Source organism: Flavobacterium odoriferum, from assembly GCF_025499515.1.
Classification (GTDB): domain Bacteria; phylum Bacteroidota; class Bacteroidia; order Flavobacteriales; family Flavobacteriaceae; genus Flavobacterium; species Flavobacterium odoriferum.
On the sequence record NZ_JAMKFA010000010.1, the window covers coordinates 147,219 to 167,265 of the forward strand.

At 32.2% G+C, this 20,047-nt stretch carries 23 protein-coding genes; 16 read left to right on the forward strand and 7 right to left on the reverse strand.

Annotated features, from left to right (window positions below; all coding sequences use genetic code 11):
• Positions 1 to 7: 7 nt before the first annotated feature.
• Positions 8 to 763, reverse strand: a complete 756-nt coding sequence (locus M9Q43_RS09180; protein ID WP_262318633.1) for a nucleotidyltransferase domain-containing protein — start codon at positions 761 to 763, stop codon at positions 8 to 10.
• A gap of 68 nt (positions 764 to 831) precedes the next feature.
• Positions 832 to 1,299, reverse strand: a complete 468-nt coding sequence (locus M9Q43_RS09185; protein ID WP_262318634.1) for a phosphatase domain-containing protein — start codon at positions 1,297 to 1,299, stop codon at positions 832 to 834.
• 117 nt (positions 1,300 to 1,416) lie between these two features.
• Here M9Q43_RS09185 and M9Q43_RS09190 point away from each other — a divergent pair, with 117 nt between their 5' ends.
• Complete coding sequence (locus M9Q43_RS09190; protein ID WP_262318635.1) at positions 1,417 to 2,430, forward strand: helix-turn-helix transcriptional regulator; 1,014 nt, start codon at positions 1,417 to 1,419, stop codon at positions 2,428 to 2,430.
• A 13-nt stretch (positions 2,431 to 2,443) separates the two neighbouring features.
• Here M9Q43_RS09190 and M9Q43_RS09195 read toward each other — a convergent pair whose 3' ends face one another.
• Positions 2,444 to 3,250, reverse strand: coding sequence for an alpha/beta hydrolase (locus tag M9Q43_RS09195; RefSeq protein WP_262318636.1), 807 nt, complete (start codon positions 3,248 to 3,250; stop codon positions 2,444 to 2,446).
• Positions 3,251 to 3,375: 125 nt separating this feature from the next.
• On the reverse strand, positions 3,376 to 5,352 hold the full coding sequence (locus M9Q43_RS09200) for an alpha-ketoacid dehydrogenase subunit alpha/beta (RefSeq protein WP_262318637.1): 1,977 nt from the start codon (positions 5,350 to 5,352) through the stop codon (positions 3,376 to 3,378).
• Positions 5,353 to 5,840: 488 nt separating this feature from the next.
• Between M9Q43_RS09200 and M9Q43_RS09205 the strand changes: the two genes are divergently transcribed.
• The 12 genes from M9Q43_RS09205 (at position 5,841) to M9Q43_RS09260 (ending at position 14,237) form a co-directional block, all read left to right on the forward strand.
• A complete protein-coding gene (locus M9Q43_RS09205; protein WP_262318638.1) occupies positions 5,841 to 6,794 on the forward strand; it encodes an isopenicillin N synthase family dioxygenase in 954 nt (317 codons plus the stop codon).
• 231 nt (positions 6,795 to 7,025) lie between these two features.
• Positions 7,026 to 7,421, forward strand: coding sequence for a GxxExxY protein (locus tag M9Q43_RS09210; protein WP_262318639.1), 396 nt, complete (start codon positions 7,026 to 7,028; stop codon positions 7,419 to 7,421).
• Between the two features lie 151 nt (positions 7,422 to 7,572).
• Positions 7,573 to 7,905, forward strand: a complete 333-nt coding sequence (locus tag M9Q43_RS09215) for a translation initiation factor (RefSeq protein ID WP_262318640.1) — start codon at positions 7,573 to 7,575, stop codon at positions 7,903 to 7,905.
• A gap of 64 nt (positions 7,906 to 7,969) precedes the next feature.
• Entirely contained in the window at positions 7,970 to 8,836 is an 867-nt protein-coding gene (locus tag M9Q43_RS09220) for a nucleoside phosphorylase (RefSeq protein WP_262318641.1), read from the forward strand.
• Between the two features lie 99 nt (positions 8,837 to 8,935).
• Entirely contained in the window at positions 8,936 to 9,490 is a 555-nt protein-coding gene (locus tag M9Q43_RS09225; RefSeq protein ID WP_262318642.1) for a GNAT family N-acetyltransferase, read from the forward strand.
• A 1-nt stretch (position 9,491) separates the two neighbouring features.
• Positions 9,492 to 9,989, forward strand: a complete 498-nt coding sequence (locus tag M9Q43_RS09230) for a hypothetical protein (protein ID WP_262318643.1) — start codon at positions 9,492 to 9,494, stop codon at positions 9,987 to 9,989.
• Positions 9,990 to 10,004: 15 nt separating this feature from the next.
• Positions 10,005 to 10,850, forward strand: coding sequence for a substrate-binding domain-containing protein (locus tag M9Q43_RS09235; RefSeq protein WP_262318644.1), 846 nt, complete (start codon positions 10,005 to 10,007; stop codon positions 10,848 to 10,850).
• Between the two features lie 27 nt (positions 10,851 to 10,877).
• Positions 10,878 to 11,807 (forward strand): transglutaminase-like domain-containing protein, encoded by a 930-nt coding sequence (locus M9Q43_RS09240; RefSeq protein WP_262318645.1) that lies wholly within the window; start codon positions 10,878 to 10,880, stop codon positions 11,805 to 11,807.
• A gap of 39 nt (positions 11,808 to 11,846) precedes the next feature.
• Positions 11,847 to 12,428: a hypothetical protein gene (locus M9Q43_RS09245; RefSeq protein WP_262318646.1), complete on the forward strand. Its 582-nt coding sequence runs from the start codon at positions 11,847 to 11,849 to the stop codon at positions 12,426 to 12,428.
• Between the two features lie 11 nt (positions 12,429 to 12,439).
• Positions 12,440 to 12,982 carry a hypothetical protein gene (locus M9Q43_RS09250; protein ID WP_262318647.1) on the forward strand — a complete coding sequence of 181 codons (543 nt, stop codon included), beginning with the start codon at positions 12,440 to 12,442 and terminating at the stop codon, positions 12,980 to 12,982.
• Positions 12,983 to 13,007: 25 nt separating this feature from the next.
• Complete coding sequence (locus M9Q43_RS09255; protein WP_262318648.1) at positions 13,008 to 13,430, forward strand: VOC family protein; 423 nt, start codon at positions 13,008 to 13,010, stop codon at positions 13,428 to 13,430.
• A gap of 63 nt (positions 13,431 to 13,493) precedes the next feature.
• Positions 13,494 to 14,237 (forward strand): DUF3667 domain-containing protein, encoded by a 744-nt coding sequence (locus M9Q43_RS09260; protein ID WP_262318649.1) that lies wholly within the window; start codon positions 13,494 to 13,496, stop codon positions 14,235 to 14,237.
• A 24-nt stretch (positions 14,238 to 14,261) separates the two neighbouring features.
• On the opposite strand, the gene ung is transcribed toward M9Q43_RS09260, so the two are convergent.
• Positions 14,262 to 14,924, reverse strand: coding sequence for a uracil-DNA glycosylase (gene ung / locus M9Q43_RS09265; RefSeq protein ID WP_262318714.1), 663 nt, complete (start codon positions 14,922 to 14,924; stop codon positions 14,262 to 14,264).
• 83 nt (positions 14,925 to 15,007) lie between these two features.
• Between ung and M9Q43_RS09270 the strand changes: the two genes are divergently transcribed.
• From M9Q43_RS09270 to M9Q43_RS09280, 3 genes are all read left to right on the forward strand, one after another.
• Positions 15,008 to 17,176 carry an endonuclease MutS2 gene (locus M9Q43_RS09270; RefSeq protein WP_262318650.1) on the forward strand — a complete coding sequence of 723 codons (2,169 nt, stop codon included), beginning with the start codon at positions 15,008 to 15,010 and terminating at the stop codon, positions 17,174 to 17,176.
• Between the two features lie 16 nt (positions 17,177 to 17,192).
• Positions 17,193 to 17,615, forward strand: a complete 423-nt coding sequence (locus tag M9Q43_RS09275; RefSeq protein ID WP_262318651.1) for a thiol-disulfide oxidoreductase DCC family protein — start codon at positions 17,193 to 17,195, stop codon at positions 17,613 to 17,615.
• A gap of 73 nt (positions 17,616 to 17,688) precedes the next feature.
• Complete coding sequence (locus tag M9Q43_RS09280) at positions 17,689 to 17,832, forward strand: hypothetical protein (protein WP_153208057.1); 144 nt, start codon at positions 17,689 to 17,691, stop codon at positions 17,830 to 17,832.
• A 111-nt stretch (positions 17,833 to 17,943) separates the two neighbouring features.
• Here the strand turns inward: M9Q43_RS09280 and M9Q43_RS09285 are convergent, their stop codons facing one another.
• Positions 17,944 to 18,822, reverse strand: a complete 879-nt coding sequence (locus M9Q43_RS09285; protein ID WP_262318652.1) for a T9SS type A sorting domain-containing protein — start codon at positions 18,820 to 18,822, stop codon at positions 17,944 to 17,946.
• 140 nt (positions 18,823 to 18,962) lie between these two features.
• Positions 18,963 to 20,027 carry a chorismate synthase gene (aroC, locus tag M9Q43_RS09290; protein WP_262318653.1) on the reverse strand — a complete coding sequence of 355 codons (1,065 nt, stop codon included), beginning with the start codon at positions 20,025 to 20,027 and terminating at the stop codon, positions 18,963 to 18,965.
• Positions 20,028 to 20,047 lie beyond the last annotated feature (20 nt).

Here is a 20,047-nt window from a genome sequence, read left to right on the forward strand (position 1 = left end):
GTGTTTTTTAATGTTTATTTTGAATAACTCCCCTAAAAACCCCATCCAATTCCACAGCCATCTTCTTCCCACTTCTCAAATCTGCTGCATTTCCTATATTAAATTGTACCGTTTCTTTCAAAAAATCAGTAATCAATACTTCTTTTGGGTGTAAATAACTTTCGTCTTGATGGGCTTTTATTTGCATTAATTCCTTTATTTTTTCTTGTATGTTTTGTGGTGCAATAGGCAATAAATCCATAAAAGCTACTGGTGGAAAAGTATTGTTTTCAATAATCCATTTTCCTGCTAATGCCGTGCGTAAGGCATAAAAATAGCTTTTCAATTTTACCTCTTCTTGCTCGCAAACATCCATAAAATTCTTAGTCGTGCCCAAATAATGATGCAAACAAGCCACTGGCGAAAAACAGTCTTTTGCTAACGCTCGCATTTGGTTCATAAACGCTTCGTTTTCATAATACACCACTGGCGAATAAATCCACTCTAACAAAGGTGCATTACTTTTGGCTAGTAATTTTACGGTTTTCCGTAAATCCCAACCGCTGCCATCTAAATCGTCTTCAGTCATGAACTCAATTACATCGGTTTGTTCCCACAACGATAAATAATAATCCAAATCGTGCTTGTAGATAAAGCGTATGTCATAATCGCTATCTGGAGAAGCAAATCCCCAAGCTCTACTCCCCGATTCTACCGCATACAAGATTTCAACTCCTTTTTCGAGTTCGATTTGTTTGAGTTTGTTTTGTATTTTATCGTTCATAATTAGGTACTTATCAAATGTAATAAAAAAATCGTTTTATCTTTAGTTTTTGTAAGAATTTTATCGAATTAAAAATCCCCATAAAAAACTTGAAAACAAGGCAATCCCAATTCTTTTCGCCACATATCCACTACTTGGTTACGGTCGTCTAACACAAACTCTATGTAGTATTTGTCTTTTATTTGTTCGTTAAAAATTTCGGTTTTAATGATGGCATCTTTTCTAAAATCTTTGGTTTTTCGCATGATGAGTGCATCAAAAGCAATAGCATGTTTTTCCAAAAACAACAAGGTTTGCGGTTTAAACTGCTCTTCTCTTCCCGAAACCAAAAGGATTTGATAGCCTAACTTTTTATAGTTTCGCAACAGATTTCCAACAGGCTCATTTAATGTGTCATGTTCACAGCGTGCGGCATCAAATGGATTTCGTCCATTCATCAATGCTAATGTGCCATCTAAATCACAGATAATTGCTTTAGGTAAATCAGGATTTTGTTGGGTATATTTTGGTTCGTCTTTTAGGATTCTTTTTTTCATAATTATTTTCTTTGACACAAATATAGTTTTAGCACTACGCAATTATTTTGCGTACTAAAAAAAGAATTGTATTTTTGAAACTGAACACTGTAAACTGACCACTGAACACTTCAAAAAATGGCTCAAAATAAAAACGCTCTCATCCGCTACAAAACCATTGACAAATGTTTGCAAAACAACTACCGTCAATGGACCTTAGAAGATTTAATGAACGCTTGTAGCGAAGCTTTGTACGAATACGAAGGCAAGGAAAACCCTGTAAGCAAGCGCACCATTCAATTGGATATTCAGATGATGCGTAGCGAAAAGTTGGGCTACAATGCCCCTATTGAAGTCTATGACAAAAAGTATTACCATTATGCCGATGAAGATTTTTCCATTACCGATATTCCCTTAACCGAAACCGATATTAATGTCCTAAGTGAAACGGTTTCTATGTTGAAGCAATTCAAAGATTTTTCCTTGTTCAATGATGTTTCTGATATTTTACAACGCTTAGAAGATAAAATCTATGCCGAAAAATCACACACCCAGCCCGTAATTCATTTAGACAAAAATGAGAGTCTAAAAGGCCTGCATTTTTTAGATGAAATCTATCAAGCTATAGTTAAAAAAATAGTTTTAGTAATCACCTATAAGTCCTTCAAATCCAAAGAAGAAAATCAATTTTATTTTCATCCCTTCATTTTAAAAGAATTCAATAATCGTTGGTTTGTTATTGGTCGAAAAAAGGCCAGTCAACCCATCGCTAATTTAGCCTTAGACCGTATTATTAAAATAGATTATGATTTTCAAATGCCATTTTTGGAGCAACCTTTTAATCCAGAGAACTATTATAAAAATGTAATTGGTGTTACTGTAAACTCGGGCTTGCAACCCAGACCTATTCAATTGTGGATAGACCAATACAATGCACCTTATGTATTGACTAAACCATTACATAATTCACAACGCTTACTAAAAGAAAACGAAGACGGAAGCATCATTATCAACCTATTTCTAATCGAAAACTACGAAATGGAGCGCATTCTTTTAGGCTTTGGTGATGGCTTAGAAGTCCTAAAACCCGAACGTTTGCGATTGCGAATAAAAAGTATTTTAGAAAAATCTTTAAAAAGATATGATGACTGAAAAAAACAACTTCTTAATTCAAACTCCAAATCAACGCTTTTTCCTTAGTGACTCTAAAGATTGTATGATGTTCTTCTTTCTTTTCTGGGGAATAATTCCATTTTAAATTGGGAAGTGAATTTGAAGTTAAAATTTCAGCTAGCTTATTTGTATTACCAAAAATATCTTTAGCACTTGAACCTGCAAACCAAAACGTTTTAGAAGTCGTTGGAAATGCTTCTAAATAATTTGGACTATCTTTCAATAATTGCTTGTTATTCCACCATAAAGAAGGATCAAAAGCAATATAAAAATCAAACATATCTGGAGCAATTAGAAATGTTTCGGTTACAAATAATCCAGCTAACGATTCCCCAATAATGCCTTTCTTAGCCGTTGTTCTGTACTTTTTTTGGATTTCAGGAATCAATTCCGCTTGTATAAATTGTCTAAATGCAGCAGAACCTCCAACAACTGGCGCTATTTCTTTATCTTTTGCTACAGATGTTGGTGGTGTTAAATCGCGTCTACGCTGTGTGTTTTCGATTCCAACTAAAATGATTGGTTTAATTTTTTTTGCTTTAATTAGCTCTGATAATGTATTGGCAATATGTGGAAAATCTTCTTTAATTCCGCCATCAGGCATATATAAAACAGGTAATGAATCTGTTGAATTTTTATATTCATCAGGAAACCAAACAGTAATAACTCTTTTTTCATTGACATATTTTGAGTCAATTGTAAAGGTTTCATGATCGGGAATTGGATCGTTAGTTTGTTGGTTGTTAGAACAACTTAACAAAACGATAAAAATCATTAATAAAGAATACATTGATTTCATGCAATTAAAATTTAGAGATATAGAATTTTTCTTTTTTAAAAATCAAATATATCATTTTTACAGAAAAAAATAGCAAAACAAAAAAAGACACCCGAAAGTGTCTTTAAATAATTTATACTTATGAATTAATAAGCTAATAATTCTTTTAATTCGGTTTCAAATCTTCCTTTTGGTAAATATTGATCTTCTAACGATTTCATAAACGGAATTGCCGATTCTAAACTTCCAACTCTTCTAACTGGAGCATCTAAATGTTCAAAGCAGTTTTCCATAATCATTGCTGAAATATCGCTGGCAACACCACCAAACAAAGTATCTTCTTGTAAAATGATAACTTTATTCGTTTTCTTAACTGAAGCATAAATCGCATCCCAATCCATTGGTTGTAAGGTTCTTAAATCCAATAAATCAGCTTTAATTTCTGGGTTTTTAGTCAAAGTTTCTAAAGCCCAATGAACTCCTGCTCCAAATGAAATAATTGTTACATCAGTTCCTTCTTTAATCAATGACGCTTTTCCGAAAGGTAATGTGTAGTAATCTTTTGGTACATCTTGATACACACTTCTATACAATTGTTTATGTTCGAAGAACAATACTGGATTTGGGTCGTTAATTGCAGTATTCAATAACCCTTTTGCGTCATAAGGAAACGCTGGATAAACTACTTTTAATCCTGGTGTTTTGGTAAACCATGCTTCGTTTGTTTGCGAATGGAAAGGTCCGGCTTGAGTACCACCACCACAAGGCATACGTACCACTACATCTGACTTTTCTTGCCATCTGTAATGTTGCTTCGCTAATAAGTTTACGATTGGATTAAAACCGGTTGAAACGAAATCCGCAAACTGCATTTCCATCACAGCTTTAAATCCGTTTATAGATAGTCCGTTAGCTGCTGAAACTACAGCACTTTCACAGATTGGTGTATTTCGAACTCTTTCTTTTCCAAATTGCGCTACGAATCCGTCCGTAATTTTGAAAGCACCACCATATTCTGCAATATCTTGTCCCATGATGACCAAATTCTCATGGCGTTCCATCGACTGACGTAAACCATTTGAAATCGCGTCAATCACACGGATATTTTCCATTTCCGAAGAAGGATTGAATGCTTCAAATTCGTAAGGCTTGTAAACATCACCTAATTCTTCTTCCAAAGAAGCTACAATCTCTGGCTCTTCTTGAACTTTTGCCCAATCGGTATCGATTTCTTTCTTAATTTCAGCACGAATCGCTTCATCTTCTTCATCTGATAAAACCGCAGTAGCTTTTAAGTAATTTCTATAATTTTCAACTGGATCTTTCACCGCCCACATGTCCATCAATTCTTGAGGAACGTATTTCGTTCCACTCGCCTCTTCATGTCCACGCATTCTAAACGTTTTGAACTCCAATAACACAGGACGAGGATTTTCTACCATAGAAGCTTTTAATTCCGAAATCAAATGCACTACTTCTAATAAGTTATTCCCATCAACCACATGACTTTCCATTCCGTAACCTACACCTTTATCAGCAAGGTTTTCACAACGGTATTGCTCGTTTGTTGGAGTTGATAATCCGTAACCATTATTTTCAATAACGAATAAAACTGGTAATTCCCAAACAGCAGCAATATTCAAAGCTTCGTGAAAATCTCCTTCCGAAGTTGCGCCTTCTCCTGTGAATACAGCAGTGACTTTTCCATTTTTTCTTAATTTATTGGCTAAAGCGATTCCGTCTGCAATCCCTAATTGAGGACCTAAATGCGAAATCATTCCAATAATCTTATATTCTTGCGTTCCAAAATGGAAACTTCTATCACGACCTTTTGTAAATCCGTTTTTCTTACCTTGCCATTGCGAAAACAAACGGTGTAATGGAATATCACGAGTAGTAAACACTCCTAAATTACGGTGCATTGGTAAAATATATTCGTCTTTATCCAAAACCGAAGTGATTCCGACAGAAATGGCTTCTTGTCCAATTCCAGAAAACCATTTTGATACTTTTCCTTGACGGATTAGAATCAACATTTTCTCTTCAATCAAACGCGGTTTTAAGATTTTCTTATATAAATCAAGTAGTTGTGAATTCGATAATTCTTTTCTTTCAAAGTTCATGATGATGGAACGATTAAATTTTGCTCAAAAGTAATAAAAATAACATTTTGAAAGCGAATTGTTATAAAAAAAGATTGAGACAAATTTCAAGAGCAAGAACAAGTACAATTTCAAGTTTAAACGCAAAGGAGCAAAGTTTTTTCGCAAAGAACGCAAAAGGAATTAATTTAGAAATAATAAAATAGCTCCTTGTAATTTTTAACATATAAGCCATATAATGTTTTCAAGTTGAAATTCTTTACCTATAAAAGTTCATGAAAGATTATTTGATTATGTAAATTTCTTCAATCTGTGTTCCAAAAAAAAACGTTTAAATCAGCGCTTGAAAATCCGTTACATCAGCGCGCCAATGACTTCCATCTTCCAACTCCCTTCTTCCTACCTTCATCAATGTTAACAACTTTCCTTTTTTGAATTTAAAATATTTAATTACATTTGTATTTACTTGGGTTATAACCCATTTGATTTATTAACAATAAAGCTTAAGTATGCAACAAATTCCTAGTGTTGACTTACGTGATTTCCTGTCGGATGATCCGGCACGTAAACAAAAATTTGTAAATGAAATCGGAAAAGCCTACGAAGAAATCGGATTCGTAGCATTAAAAGGTCATTTTTTAGATGACAAATTAGTTGAAGGTTTGTATTCAGAAGTGAGAAACTTCTTTACACTTCCTTTAGAAACCAAGGCAAAATACGAAATCCCAGGTATTGGCGGACAACGTGGTTATGTTTCTTTCGGTAAAGAACATGCTAAAGGTCGCTCTGCTGGAGATTTAAAAGAGTTTTGGCATTTTGGACAATACGTTAGCGAAGGTTCAAAGTACGCTGGCGAATATCCAGATAACGTGGAAGTAACGGAATTACCTAAATTCAATGAAGTAGGTAAAGAAGCTTACCAAATGTTAGAAAAAACAGGTGTTTATGTGTTAAGAGCTTTAGCGCTTTACATTGGTTTAGACGAATTCTATTTTGATAAATACATCAAAGACGGAAACAGTATTTTACGTCCAATCCACTACCCACCTATCACTGACGAACCTAAAGATGGTGCCGTTCGTGCAGCAGCACATGGTGACATAAACTTGATTACCTTATTAATGGGAGCTCAAGGAAAAGGATTACAAGTACAAAATCATAACGGAGAATGGATTGATGCTATGGCACAACCAGACGAGTTGATGATTAACGTAGGTGATATGTTATCAAGGCACACCAACAACAAGTTGAAATCAACGATTCACCAAGTGGTAAATCCTCCAAGAGAATTGTGGGGTTCTTCTCGTTATTCAATTCCTTTCTTTATGCACCCAGTAAGTGATATGAGTTTAAATTGCTTACCAGAATGTATCGATGAAAACAATCCAAAACTATATGAAGATATCACCGCTGGTGAATTCTTACATGAACGTTTGGTTGAATTAGGATTGATTAAGAAATAAATAATTTTATAATAGATAGAAAAGGCATTAAGTTTTCTTGATGTCTTTTTTGTTTTTAAACACAATTACAGGTTTACCTTTGGAACACAGATTTAAGAAATCTTAATAATTTTAAAAATTTCTATAATTTAATTCAAAAGAAAAAAGATTATAAAGATTATTCCAATTTCTTAAATCTGTGTTCCTGTATTTTTTAGCAATTTGATAATTTAAACGCCATACAAAGTAATTATGAAAAATTTTCCACACCAAGAATTAACTAAATCTATAATTGGGATTTATTACAATGTTTACAATGAATTAGGTTTTGGTTTTTTAGAAAAAGTATATCATAAAGCATTACTAATCGAACTCAAGAATAATGGTTATAAAATTGATTCTGAGAAAAAAGTGAATGTATATTATAAAAATGAAATTGTTGGAGAATATATCCCAGACATAATTATAAATGATTCTGTAATTGTTGAATTAAAATGCGTTGAATACTTAACCGATATTCATGAAAATCAATTATTAAATTATTTAAAAGCAACCGATTGTGAAGTTGGCTTAATTTTAAATTTTGGGAAAGACCCACAATTCATTAGAAAAATTTTTACAAACGATTTAAAGAAGAAAAAAAGATAATTAAATTTGAATATTGATTATAAAGATTTTATTGATTTTTTAAGATTTCTCAAATCTGTGTTCCAAAAAATAAAATAATTAATTAAAATTACAACATTCAGATTATAGAGATTTTTAAAATTTTTCTAATCTGTGTTCCAAAAAATTAAAAATGGATTTAAGCGAACAATTAAAAAAACTATTCCCTAACCACGAAGTTTCTAACGAACCAGAAGCTATCGAAGAAACGCCTCACGAATTATTCGTTCAGGCAGCACCTATGATTTGCAAATATGAGAAACGTAAAGGAAAACCTACCACGATTATTTCAGGATATGAAGGCGAAGACGAAGATTTTAAAATCTTAGCGAAAGAAATCAAAAGCAAATTAGCCGTTGGTGGCACGTTTAAAGATGGAGAAATCATCATTCAAGGTGATTATCGTGACAAAATCATGAAAATACTACAAGACAAAGGATTCAAAACAAAACGCGTGGGCGGATAAATTTGTTTCAAATTTCAAGTTCAAAATTAAGAACCTGAAACCTGAAACTTTAAACTAAAAACAAATGATAGCAGCATCAGAATTAATATTAAATCCAGACGGAAGTGTATATCACATCAATTTAAAACCTGGACAAGTAGCTAACGATATTATCTTCGTTGGTGACCAAAACCGTGTAGAAAAAATCACAAAACACTTTGATTCTATTGAGTTCACCACTCAAAAACGTGAATTTAAAACCCAAACTGGAACGTATAAAGGCAAAAGAATTACGGTTATGTCATCAGGAATTGGGCCAGATAACATCGACATCGTAATGAATGAATTAGACGCTTTGGTAAACGTTGATTTAGCAACTAGAACGGTTAAAAATGAATTGACTTCATTGAATATCGTTCGTATCGGAACTTCAGGTTCATTACAAGCTGATATTCCTTGCGATAGTTTTGTAATGAGTCAGTATGGATTAGGATTGGATAACATGCTTCGCTCCTATTTAATTGACGAAATTTCGGAAACCGAAATGGAAGAAGCGTTCATCAAACAAACGAATTGGGACATGAGAAAAGGTCGTCCATACGTAATTGCAGGAAGCAAAACGTTAGAGCAAAGATTAGAAAGCGATAAAATTTTCAAAGGTTTCACTGGAACCGCTGGTGGATTTTACGGTCCACAAGGTCGTGTGGTGCGTTTAGGGATTCAAGATCCAGAATTAAATTCTAAAATGGATAGTTTCAATTTTAACGGAACGCGAATGACCAATTTAGAAATGGAAACTGGAGCAATTTATGGTTTGGGAAAACTATTAGGTCATAATTGTTTATCATTAAATGCTATCATCGCCAACCGTGCAACTGGAACTTTTAGTGAAGACCCGTACAAAGCTGTAGATGAATTAATTGAATATACTTTAAATAAGTTAGCTGAATAGCTGAAACTTCAAAATTCGTTAATCAAAATTGACTATTCCAAGTTTAAACGTTGAATATCGAATAACGAATGTTGAATGATGAAATTATAAAATTATAAAATGGATTTAATACTAGAAACACCACGATTAATCCTAAGAGAAATGCGTCATGAAGATGCAAATTCATTATTTGAAATGGATTGCAACACTAATGTTCATAAATTTTTATGGCAAAAACCAGTTGTTCATATTGACGAAGTTCACGCTTACATTGATATGGTTAGACAACAATACATCAATAACGGAATTGGGCGTTTTGTCGCTATAACTAAAGATACGAATGAATTAATCGGTTGGACAGGAATTAAATTTGTAAACGACCATGTAGAAAACGGAAATACCAATTTCTATGATTATGGTTATCGTTTAAATGAAAAATTTTGGAACAAAGGTTTCGCTACGGAAGCTTCAATTGCTTGGTTAGAACATGGTTTCAATCAAATGAAAATTAAAGAAATGAATGCTTACACCCATGCCGAAAACGGTGCTTCTAATCATGTGTTGCAAAAAGTAGGTTTCAATTTTATGGAAGATTATCCTGATGAAAATGGTGTAACTTGGAAATGGTGGCAGTTAAAAAATTTAGAAATTAGAAATCAGAATTTAGAACGTTAGAATGAATTTTGATGAACTAATAAATAAAGTAAAAAACATTCCTTATGGAAGAAATACTAATAGGTATGATTTTTCATTGGTATTATCTGAAAACAAAGGAACTTGTAGTTCAAAACACGCTTTTTTAAAGGATTTTGCGGATAAAAATGAGATTGAAAATGTAAAATTGTACATTGGAATTTTTAAAATGAATGAAGTAAACACACAAAAGCTAGGCGATTTACTCACAAAAAATAATATCAATTACATTCCTGAAGCACATTGTTATTTAAAGATTAATCAAATTCCAGTTGATGCTACTACTTCAGATTCTTTTTATGATAAAATAAAGCAGGATATTATGGAAGAAATCGAAATCCTTCCAAATCAAGTAAGTGATTTTAAAGTGGAATATCATAAGGCTTTTTTGAAAAAATGGATTAAAGAAACCAATCAAAATAATACCTTTGAAGAAATTTGGAGAATTAGAGAAGAATGTATCTCAAAATTATCTGAATAATCTAATAAAAACATAATGAAAACAATCAAAATAGCTGGGGTTCCAGAACATTTCAATTTACCTTGGCACATGTGTATCGAAGATGGCGAATTTGAAGCCGTTGGAATCGATTTGCAATGGAAAGATGTTCCAGAAGGTACAGGAAAAATGTGTCAAATGTTGCGCGATGGCGAAACCGATATTGCAGTAATTCTGACTGAAGGTATCATAAAAGATATTGCCGCTGGAAATCCGAGTAAAATTGTGCAAGTCTATGTGCAAAGTCCATTAATTTGGGGAATTCACGTTGCGGCTAATTCTAATTATAAAGCACTTTCCGATTTAGAACATAAAAAAGTAGCCATTTCTCGCATGGGTTCAGGTTCGCATTTGATGAGTATTGTGAATGCGCAAAATCAGAATTGGAACACTGAAAACTTACAATTTGAAATCGTTAACACCATTGATGGCGCAGTTGAAAGTCTAACTTCAGGAAAAGCTGATTATTTCATGTGGGAACGTTTTATGACACAACCATTGGTAGATAAAGGAATTTTCAGAAGAATTGCCGATTGCCCTACTCCATGGCCTTGTTTTGTGATTGCAGTTCGCAATGAAGTTTTGGAACAACATCCAAAAGTAATCGAACAAATTTTAGACATTATCAATACCACAACAGAAGAATTTAAAATGATTCCGAGTATTGACAGAACCTTAGCTTCTAAATACAATCAAAAAGTGGAAGCAATTCAAGAATGGTTAAAATTAACGCGTTGGTCGCAAAAACAAATGACGGGTCCAACATTGGATAAAATAATGGAACAACTTTTGAAGCTTCAAATTATCGATAAAAAATTGCCAAAAGAATCAATACTTAAATAATTCCGTATTTTTATCGTTTTAAACGAAATGACAATTAAAATTCCTACTATCGCTGAACTCAAAGAAAAGCTTTCTTTACCGAAGCCGTGGGATATTGTTGTCATTTTTTTATTGAATATATTAATAACAATACCTGTTTTTTTAATTGCACATCAAAATTTAATCGACTTAGATTGGATAATTCATTTAGACCGAATTATTCTCTTTATTTTTATTATCGCAATCATTCAGTTGCTTTTACGATTGGTAAAAACAATTATTATTTTAATTGTCTTTTTGTATTTGATTTCGCTGTTATTTGGAACTTTATTTGGAAATTATGGTTTTAACCGAGTTTTTGAAGATTATCGTTATATGATTTATTCTATGAAAGAAAATCCAAATCCACAAGATTTAATTCTTTCTAAACTTCTGCCATTTCCTAATAAATCTAAAATTATTGATGCAGTAGATTTTAAGAATCCAAAAGTTCGAAACTTTGCCTTAGCAGCAACTTCAAAACATTTCAAGAATGTAAAAAAATCAGGTGAAATTAGAACGATGATTCAATGTTTTGCAGTTTTTAAAGAAATTAGAAATAATTGGAATTATGTTAACGATCCAAAAGGTAGCGAATACATTGCAGATGCTTCTGAAAGTTTACAACATTTTTCGGGTGATTGCGACGATCACGCTATTTTAATGGCTGCATGTATCAAAGCCGTTGGTGGAACGCCAAGAATTATTCACACCGGAGGACATTTGTATCCAGAAATGCTAATTGGGACTCAAAAAGACTTAGAAACAGCTACCTATTTTATTAAAGAAATTCTTTTTGAGTCAGAAAGTTATAACCAACAAATTCATTACCACATTGATGAACGTGGCCAAATTTGGTTAAATTTAGACTATACAGCTACTTATCCTGGCGGAAGATTTATGAGTGAAGAAATTCTGGGCGCCTTAACTTTTAATTGATTATTTTGCTATATTTACGCAAATTAACAATTAAAAAAAATGAAAAAAATAAGCTTTTTATTTTGTTTCTTCCTTGCATTAGGTTCATTTGCGCAAACCAATTCAGATTCAATAGTTTCACCAATTGTAGCTAAAAAAAATGAAGTTAAAATCGACGCTTTGAATTTAATTTCAAATGGAAGGTTAGGCATTTCTTACGAACGTTTTTTAAATACTGATTTCTCTGTCGGAATTACAGGAATGTTCTTAAATAAATCAAGTAAAAAAGATGATTTTGCAACTGATGACACAAGAACTTTAATTGATTATCAAGTTATTCCTTATGTGCGTTATGCGTTATCAAAAAGTGCTGTAAACTTGTATTATGTTGAAGCTTTTTCATCAATTAACGGTGGACAATACAAAGAATTGGTAACACTTAATAATGGTTCTGCAGATTATGTTGTTACTTCGGTAAAAGATTATAATGATGTTGCACTTGGAGCTTCAGTTGGATATAAATTCTATATAAAAGAAAGTTTTGTGGTTGATGTAACCATTGGAATGGGAAAAAACTTATTTCATGCTGATAGTCCAAAAACCATTTCAAGATTAGGAATTAATTTAGGTTATAGATTTTAATAATAAACAACATGAAAAAATACATATATATTTTAACACTTGTAATTCCAGCTATACTTTTTACAAGTTGTACAGAAAGTGATGATGAATTTTTCGCATCAAAAATAGTTACTGCTAACAATTTAATTGATGTAAACACAACTGCCAACGATGTTACTGTTTCTTGCAATTTTGCGCGCTTACTACCTCAAGATACCAACCCTTTTGATTTGTATTTAACATCTACTTCAGAAGAATTTTTCTTTAATTATACTTTAGAAAAGAAAAACGCTTCTGGAAATTGGGAAATTGTTCCTGAATCTGGTTATTCTAAAAATGAAGTGTTAGGAACCAATCAAATTGGAGAATTTATTTCTGCTATTTGTCAATTAGATGTTTTGGAAACAAATTACCAATACGAAACTACAATTACACCATCAACACCAGGAGATTACCGAATTAGGCTAGATAATGAAATTGTTTCGTTAGGTTCTAAAGATGCAGTAACTGTAACAATTCGTACTACTGTAACTGGTGTTGATGCAAGCAATTCATTAGAATTTACCATTTTGTAATAATAGCTCAAAAGAAATTTAAATTATGGCTCTAATCAATCCACATGTAAACTTCAACGGAAATGCCGAAGAAGCTTTCAATTTCTATAAATCAGTATTTGGTGGTGAGTTTGCTAAAATTATACGTTTTAAAGATTTTTCAAGTCCTGAATTTCCTGTTTCAGAAAAGGAAGCAAATAAAATTATGCATATTGCTCTACCAATTGGTAATAATTTTTTAATAGGAAATGATGTTCCTGAATTTATGGGATTAACAAATGAAAACGAAAATAGAAGCAAAATTTCCATTAGTGCAGAAAGTATAGATGAAGCAATAAGATTATATGATAAACTATCTGAAGGTGGAAATATTGAAATACCAGTTGCAGACAATCCTGAGGAATCCTGTTTTGCAATGTTTAGAGATAAATTTGGAATTGAATGGATGATTAATTTTGATAAAAATTAAAAACTACCCTCACAATTGTAGTGAGTATTAATAACAAGAATGATTTTGAATTATTACTCTTAAATGCAAATAACTTGTAAAAATTGCAATAAAACTTATACCGGACACTTTTGTAATAATTGTGGACAACCTGCTGCTACACACAAGTTAAATTTTCATTTTATTTGGCACGACATTCAGCATGGGTTTTTCCATTTTGATAGTGGTGTTTTATATACGGCAAAAGAATTATATACCAAACCAGGCAAATCAATTCGAGAATTCATTGAAGGAAAACGTGTAAAACACTTCAAGCCAATTTCGTTAGTTATTATTTTAGCCACTTTATATGGTGTTTTACGACATTTATTTCATTTCAGTGTTTTAGATAAAAAAGTAGTTTCCGAAATCCAAGGTGTTGAATATGAAAGTTTAAACGAATGGATTTCACATCATTATTATTGGATAATTTTGTTGTCTATTCCTATGTTTTCATTAGCTTCCTATGTAGTTTTTAGAAAACAAGGTTATAACTTCATCGAACATATTGTTTTGAATACTTACATGGCTTCGCAACGATTAATTCTTAGAATTGTTATATTTCCAATAACCAAATATTTCACAGAATCTAGTTACAACAAGTTATTTGTTGATATTTTAATGTTGATGGATATTGTTTTGATTTTTTGGACATATATCACCTTTTTCAATAATTTATCAAAAATTAAAGCCTTCTTATATTCAATCTACAGTTATGTGTTGTTTTTAGCAATTTTCTTTATTTTGCTGCTATTGAGTGTTTTGATTTTTGATATTCATGTGAAATGATTGAAATGATTGTTGACTATTTTTTCACCACTCAATCTCACCTTTACCCTTTTCTCTTAAATATTCATTCGTCAATTTAAAATGATTATGTCCAAACCATTTTTTATGCGAATGTGCAAACGATGGATGTCCGCTTTCTAAAACCAAATGTTTTTCTCTATCAATAAGTTTTCCTTTTTTCTGTGCAAAACTTCCCCAAAGTAAAAAAACTACATTTTCAGATTGCTCATTAATCAAATCAATCACAGCATCAGTAAAAAGATTCCATTTTAAGTGTTTATGGCTGTTAGCTTCGTCCTTTCTAACTGTTAAACCTGCATTTAACAACAAAATGCCTTGTTTTGCCCATCGTTCTAAATTTCCTGAAGTTGGAAAAAGAATTCTATCGTATTCATTATTAATTTCCGTGTAAATGTTCTTCAACGAAGGCGGAATTGCTACACCATCATTCACCGAAAAACACAAACCATTCGCCTCGCCTATTCCGTGATAAGGATCTTGTCCAATAATCACCACTTTCGTATCTTGAAAATCAAATTGTTCAAAAGCTGAAAAAATCAGTTCTTTTGGCGGAAAACAAGTCGTGTTAGTGTATTCTTGTTCCACTTGTTGCATCAATTCAACAAAATACGGCTTCTGAAATTCAGTTGCTAATAAGGCTTGCCAAGTCTGATTTTTGATAAACATTTTATAATTTTTACCAAAAATATAAATTTCTGTTGCAATATGCATTCATTACTTTGTAACTTTGACCTAACAGAAAAAGAAAAATGATTTCGATTACCCAAAAAACACTACAAGATTTAGAATTTAATACCGTTTTAGAAACGATTGCTGGCCGCTGCAACACTGATATTGGCGAAGCAAAAGCTATGGCAATAACACCTTTCAAAAACAAAGAAGAATTGCTTATTAATTTGAAGCAAACTTCCGAATATTTGTCGTCGTTTTCCAATAATAACGCCATTCCGAATCACGGATTTGAAAATATCAACTACGAACTAAAATTCTTAGCTATCGAAGATAGTTTCTTGGAGGTAGGAAGTTTTAAAAAGATTGCCAACCTTTCGGAAACCGCAATTACTTTGATTCAGTTTTTAAAGAAATTCGAAGATTATTATCCAAATTTATTTCAAAAAGCTTCCCAAATTGACATTGTAAAATTGATTTTGCAACGCATTGACGAAGTGGTAGATAAATTCGGTATCATCAAAGACAACGCTTCACCTGATTTGATTGATATTCGAAGAAATATAAATCTGGTTCGTGGGAAAATCAACCAAAGTTTTGGTATGGCTTTGAGCCAATATAATTCGTTGGGCTATTTAGATGACATCAAGGAAACGGTAGTTGAAAATCGCAGAGTTTTAGCGGTTCTAGCCATGTATCGAAGAAAAGTAAAAGGCTCTATTCTTGGAAATTCTAAAACAGGAAGTATTGCTTATATCGAACCCGAAGCGGCGCAACGTTATTCGCGAGAATTAAACAATCTAGAGTTTGAAGAACGCGAAGAAATCATGCGAATTTTAAAACGTTTAACTAATGAAATTCGTCCATTTACCGAAACTATAGATGCTTATCAAGATTTTTTAAGTGATTTAGATGTGATTGCTGCGAAAGCGAAATATGCTTATAAAATCAATGGAATCCTTCCAAATATTATCGAAGAAAAGCGGTTGTTTTTTAGAGAAGCCTACCACCCTATTTTGTATTTAAACAACAAGGAAAAGAAAGCCGTTACCTATCCACAAACCATCGAATTACACAACGAAAGTCGCATTATTGTGATTTCAGGACCGAATGCTGGTGGAAAAACGATTTCTTTGAAAACTGTTGGATTACTGCAATTGATGTTACAAAGTGGGATATTAATTCCGGTTCATGAACGTAGCGAAACCTTTTTATTCGACAGAATTTTAACAGATATTGGAGATAATCAATCTATTGAAAATCATCTAAGTACATACAGTTACCGATTAAAGAACATGAACTATTTCTTGAAGAAATGTAACGATAAAACATTATTCTTAATTGATGAATTTGGAACTGGTTCTGATCCTGAATTAGGAGGTGCTTTGGCAGAAACATTCTTAGAAGAATTCTATGCTCGTGAAGCTTTCGGAATTATTACAACGCATTACAGCAATTTAAAAATATTAGCGAACGAATTACCTTTTGCTTCCAATGCCAACATGATGTTTGATGAGAAATCATTAGAACCCATGTACAAATTGATTTTAGGTCAAGCCGGAAGTTCGTTTACATTCGAAGTCGCGCAAAAAAATGGTATTCCATTCGGATTAATCAATCGTGCCAAAAAGAAAATTGAAGGCGGAAAAGTTCGCTTTGACAAAACGATTGCAACACTTCAAAAAGAACGCTCTAAATTGGAGAAAACGTCTTTAAATTTAAAAGAAGAAGAAACCAAAGCGCGTGAAGAAAGCAAAAAAATGGAAACCATCAATGCAAAAATTCAGGATAAATTAGAACGCTATCAAGAATTGTATGATGCTAACCAGCGTTTGATTTACATTGGACAAAAAATTGATGATATTTCGGAAAGTTACTTCAATAATAAAGACAAAAAGACGTTAATCGGCGAATTTCTGAAAATGGTTGAAATAGAAAATTCGAAACGTAAAAAGCTTTCGGTTAAAGAAAAGAAAGTAAAAGAAGTTATCCAGAAAAAGGTGGAAGAAGAAGTCAAGGTGATTGTGGAGGAGATTCGAGTAGTTAAAAAAGAAAAGAAAATCAAAGCCAAAATTGAAGAAGAAAACAAACCAAAAGTTACTTTAAAAGTAGGCGACAGAGTTCGAATGATAGACGGAAAAGCCATTGGAACCATTGATGTAATTGAAAAAACAAAAGCAACCGTTAATTACGGAATTTTTACTTCAAAAGTGAGCTTAGATCAATTAGAATACGTGCAACCTGCATAGCATTTAGAAACAGATTATGGAAATACAAGATTTACCACAGGATAAAAAAATCATATTGTTTGATGGTGTTTGCAATTTATGCAATTCATCAGTTCAATATGTGATTCAACATGATAAAAAAGATATATTTCGATTTGTTTCGCTTCAGTCGGAATTAGGACAAAAGATTTTAAAACATATTGGAATCAATCCTATTCATACTGATAGTATTGTTTTGTATGAACCTGGAATCTCCTATTATTACAAATCAACAGCTGCTTTACATATTGCCAAAGGTTTGAGCGGAATTTTTACTTTTGCAACAGTTTTTAAAATATTACCAACAGGTTTACGTGATGCTATCTACGATTATGTAGCAAAAAACAGGTACAAATGGTATGGTAAAAAAGATGCATGTATGATTCCAACTCCCGAATTAAAAGCTAAGTTTTTAGAATAAATTTATATGATAAATATCAGTTAATAAACAATTGTTAACGTTTATCTTTGTGTAAATTCTAACCTTTGTAACTATGGCAAATTTATTATTACCACTTTATTCTTGGGGAAATGGAGCATTTATTATGATTGCAATTTTTGCAATTGTTATTTTGGGCTTGGTTGGAGCTGTAATGCTAATGATGAATAGTGATAAAAAGAAAAAAAACGACCAGTAATCTGGTCGTGTTTTTTTTTTTATTAAAAAAAAAAATTAATTTTTTTTTTTAATAAAAAAAAAAACACGACCAGTAATCTGGTCGTTTTTTGTTTGTTATTCAACTAAGAGATTATTGTTTGATAAACTTCTTAGTTGATTTTCCTTCATCTGTTTCAATTGTTAAGAAGTAAACTCCTGAATTTAAATCAGAAACATCAATTTCAGAAAATGAATCACTTTGTATTTTAATTTTTCTACCATTTATATCCGTTACAAAAACGTTTCTTATTTCATAAATATTAGCATTTGAAATACTTAAAACAGAAATAACAGGATTAGGATAAAGTACTATTTTATCAAGACTATTATCTCCAAAATTTTCACTTGATAATGTTAAATTAGCATCAATCGTCATTGCAAAATTATTGGCTATTCCAAAATTTCTTGCACATCCATTATTGGTTCCAGAACTACCACAACGAGTTGCAAAACCAAATCCTGTTTCTCCAGCAGGCATACTACCAATAGTAGGTGTTTCACCTAATATCCAAAAGACATTTGCTCTACTTGCATTTATCATTACGGAAATTCCATTATCTGTTTGCCCTGATAAATCTAGACCGCTATAAGGAAAAACGACTTCGAAGACTGTTCCTAATGTTGCAGGTGGTGCAGTTACATTAACGGTAACTGAGGAACCTGGAATTAATGTACCTATTCCAGAACCACAAGCTCCAGCTCCAGTTACTGTTGGACAATCAGAATATAAAGTCATTGTAACAGAAAAAGGGGTTGCATCATTTAAATTAAACAAATCAACTGTTATAGAATTCAAATATCTTGCAGTTCCTCCTATAACTATTGCATCACCCATTTGACATGCTGGACCATTTGCTGTAGGTGTAATTTCGGCACCTGTAGTACCAGCGTGAGTAGTTTCATAAATTACTTCTTGTCCATAAAATGAATTTGAAGTGATTAATAAGATAGAGAGTAGAATTTTTTTCATATAAAGATGTTTTAAAGTTTAAACAAATTTATAAAAAAAATAATACTAAAATTAATTTTATACTGAAAATCAACGATTTAAATTATTACTAAAATATAAAAACTTTTAAATCTAATTATTTTAAACACAAAGAGTCACATTTAAATACTATAGACTTTATCTTGTAAAAAATAATCTGCAATTACTAAGGCGGTCATGGCTTCAACAATAGGAACGGCTCTTGGAACCACACATGGATCATGTCGGCCTTTTCCTTGTTGCTCAATGATTTCACCTTGATTGTTTAAAACTTCTTGTTTTTGAATCAATGTTGCAACTGGTTTAAAGGCAACTCTAAAATAAATATCCATACCGTTTGAAATTCCGCCTTGAATACCTCCTGAAAGATTAGACTTAGTGGTTCCGTCTTCGTTGTATAAATCGTTGTGTTCGCTACCTTTCATTTTGGATCCACAAAATCCACTACCAAATTCAAAACCTTTTACTGCGTTTATTGAAAGCATTGCTTTACCTAATTCGGCATGCAACTTATCAAAAACAGGTTCACCTAATCCAATTGGTACATTTTGAATTACACAAGTAATTGTTCCACCAACTGTGTCACCTTGTTTTTTAATTTCTTTGATATAATTTTCCATTTTTTCGGCAGTAGCCAAATCAGGACAACGAATAGCGTTGCTTTCAATTTTAGAAAAATCTAATTCTTGATAAGGTTTATCAATAAAAATTTCTCCTACAGATGAAACAAATGCGTTTATTTTAATTTCAGGAATAATTTGCCTTGCAATGGCTCCTCCTACTACTCTACTTGCTGTTTCACGTGCCGAACTTCTGCCACCACCACGATAATCTCGAATACCATATTTTTGTTCATATACATAATCGGCATGACTTGGTCGGTACGAATTTTTTATATCTGAATAATCATCTGATTTTTGATTGGTGTTTGGAATAATAAAACCTATTGGAGTTCCTGTCGTTTTTCCTTCAAAAATTCCAGATAAAAATTGAACTTCATCTTCTTCTTTTCGTTGAGTTACGATGGATGATTGGCCAGGTTTTCTACGTTGCATTTGTACTTGAATAAAATCAAAGTCTAGTCGAATTCCTGCAGGACAACCGTCTATAATTCCTCCCAAGGCTTCTCCATGAGATTCACCAAAAGTGGTTAACTTCAAAAACTTTCCAAACGTATTTCCTGCCATAGTTCTATTTTTTCTGCAAT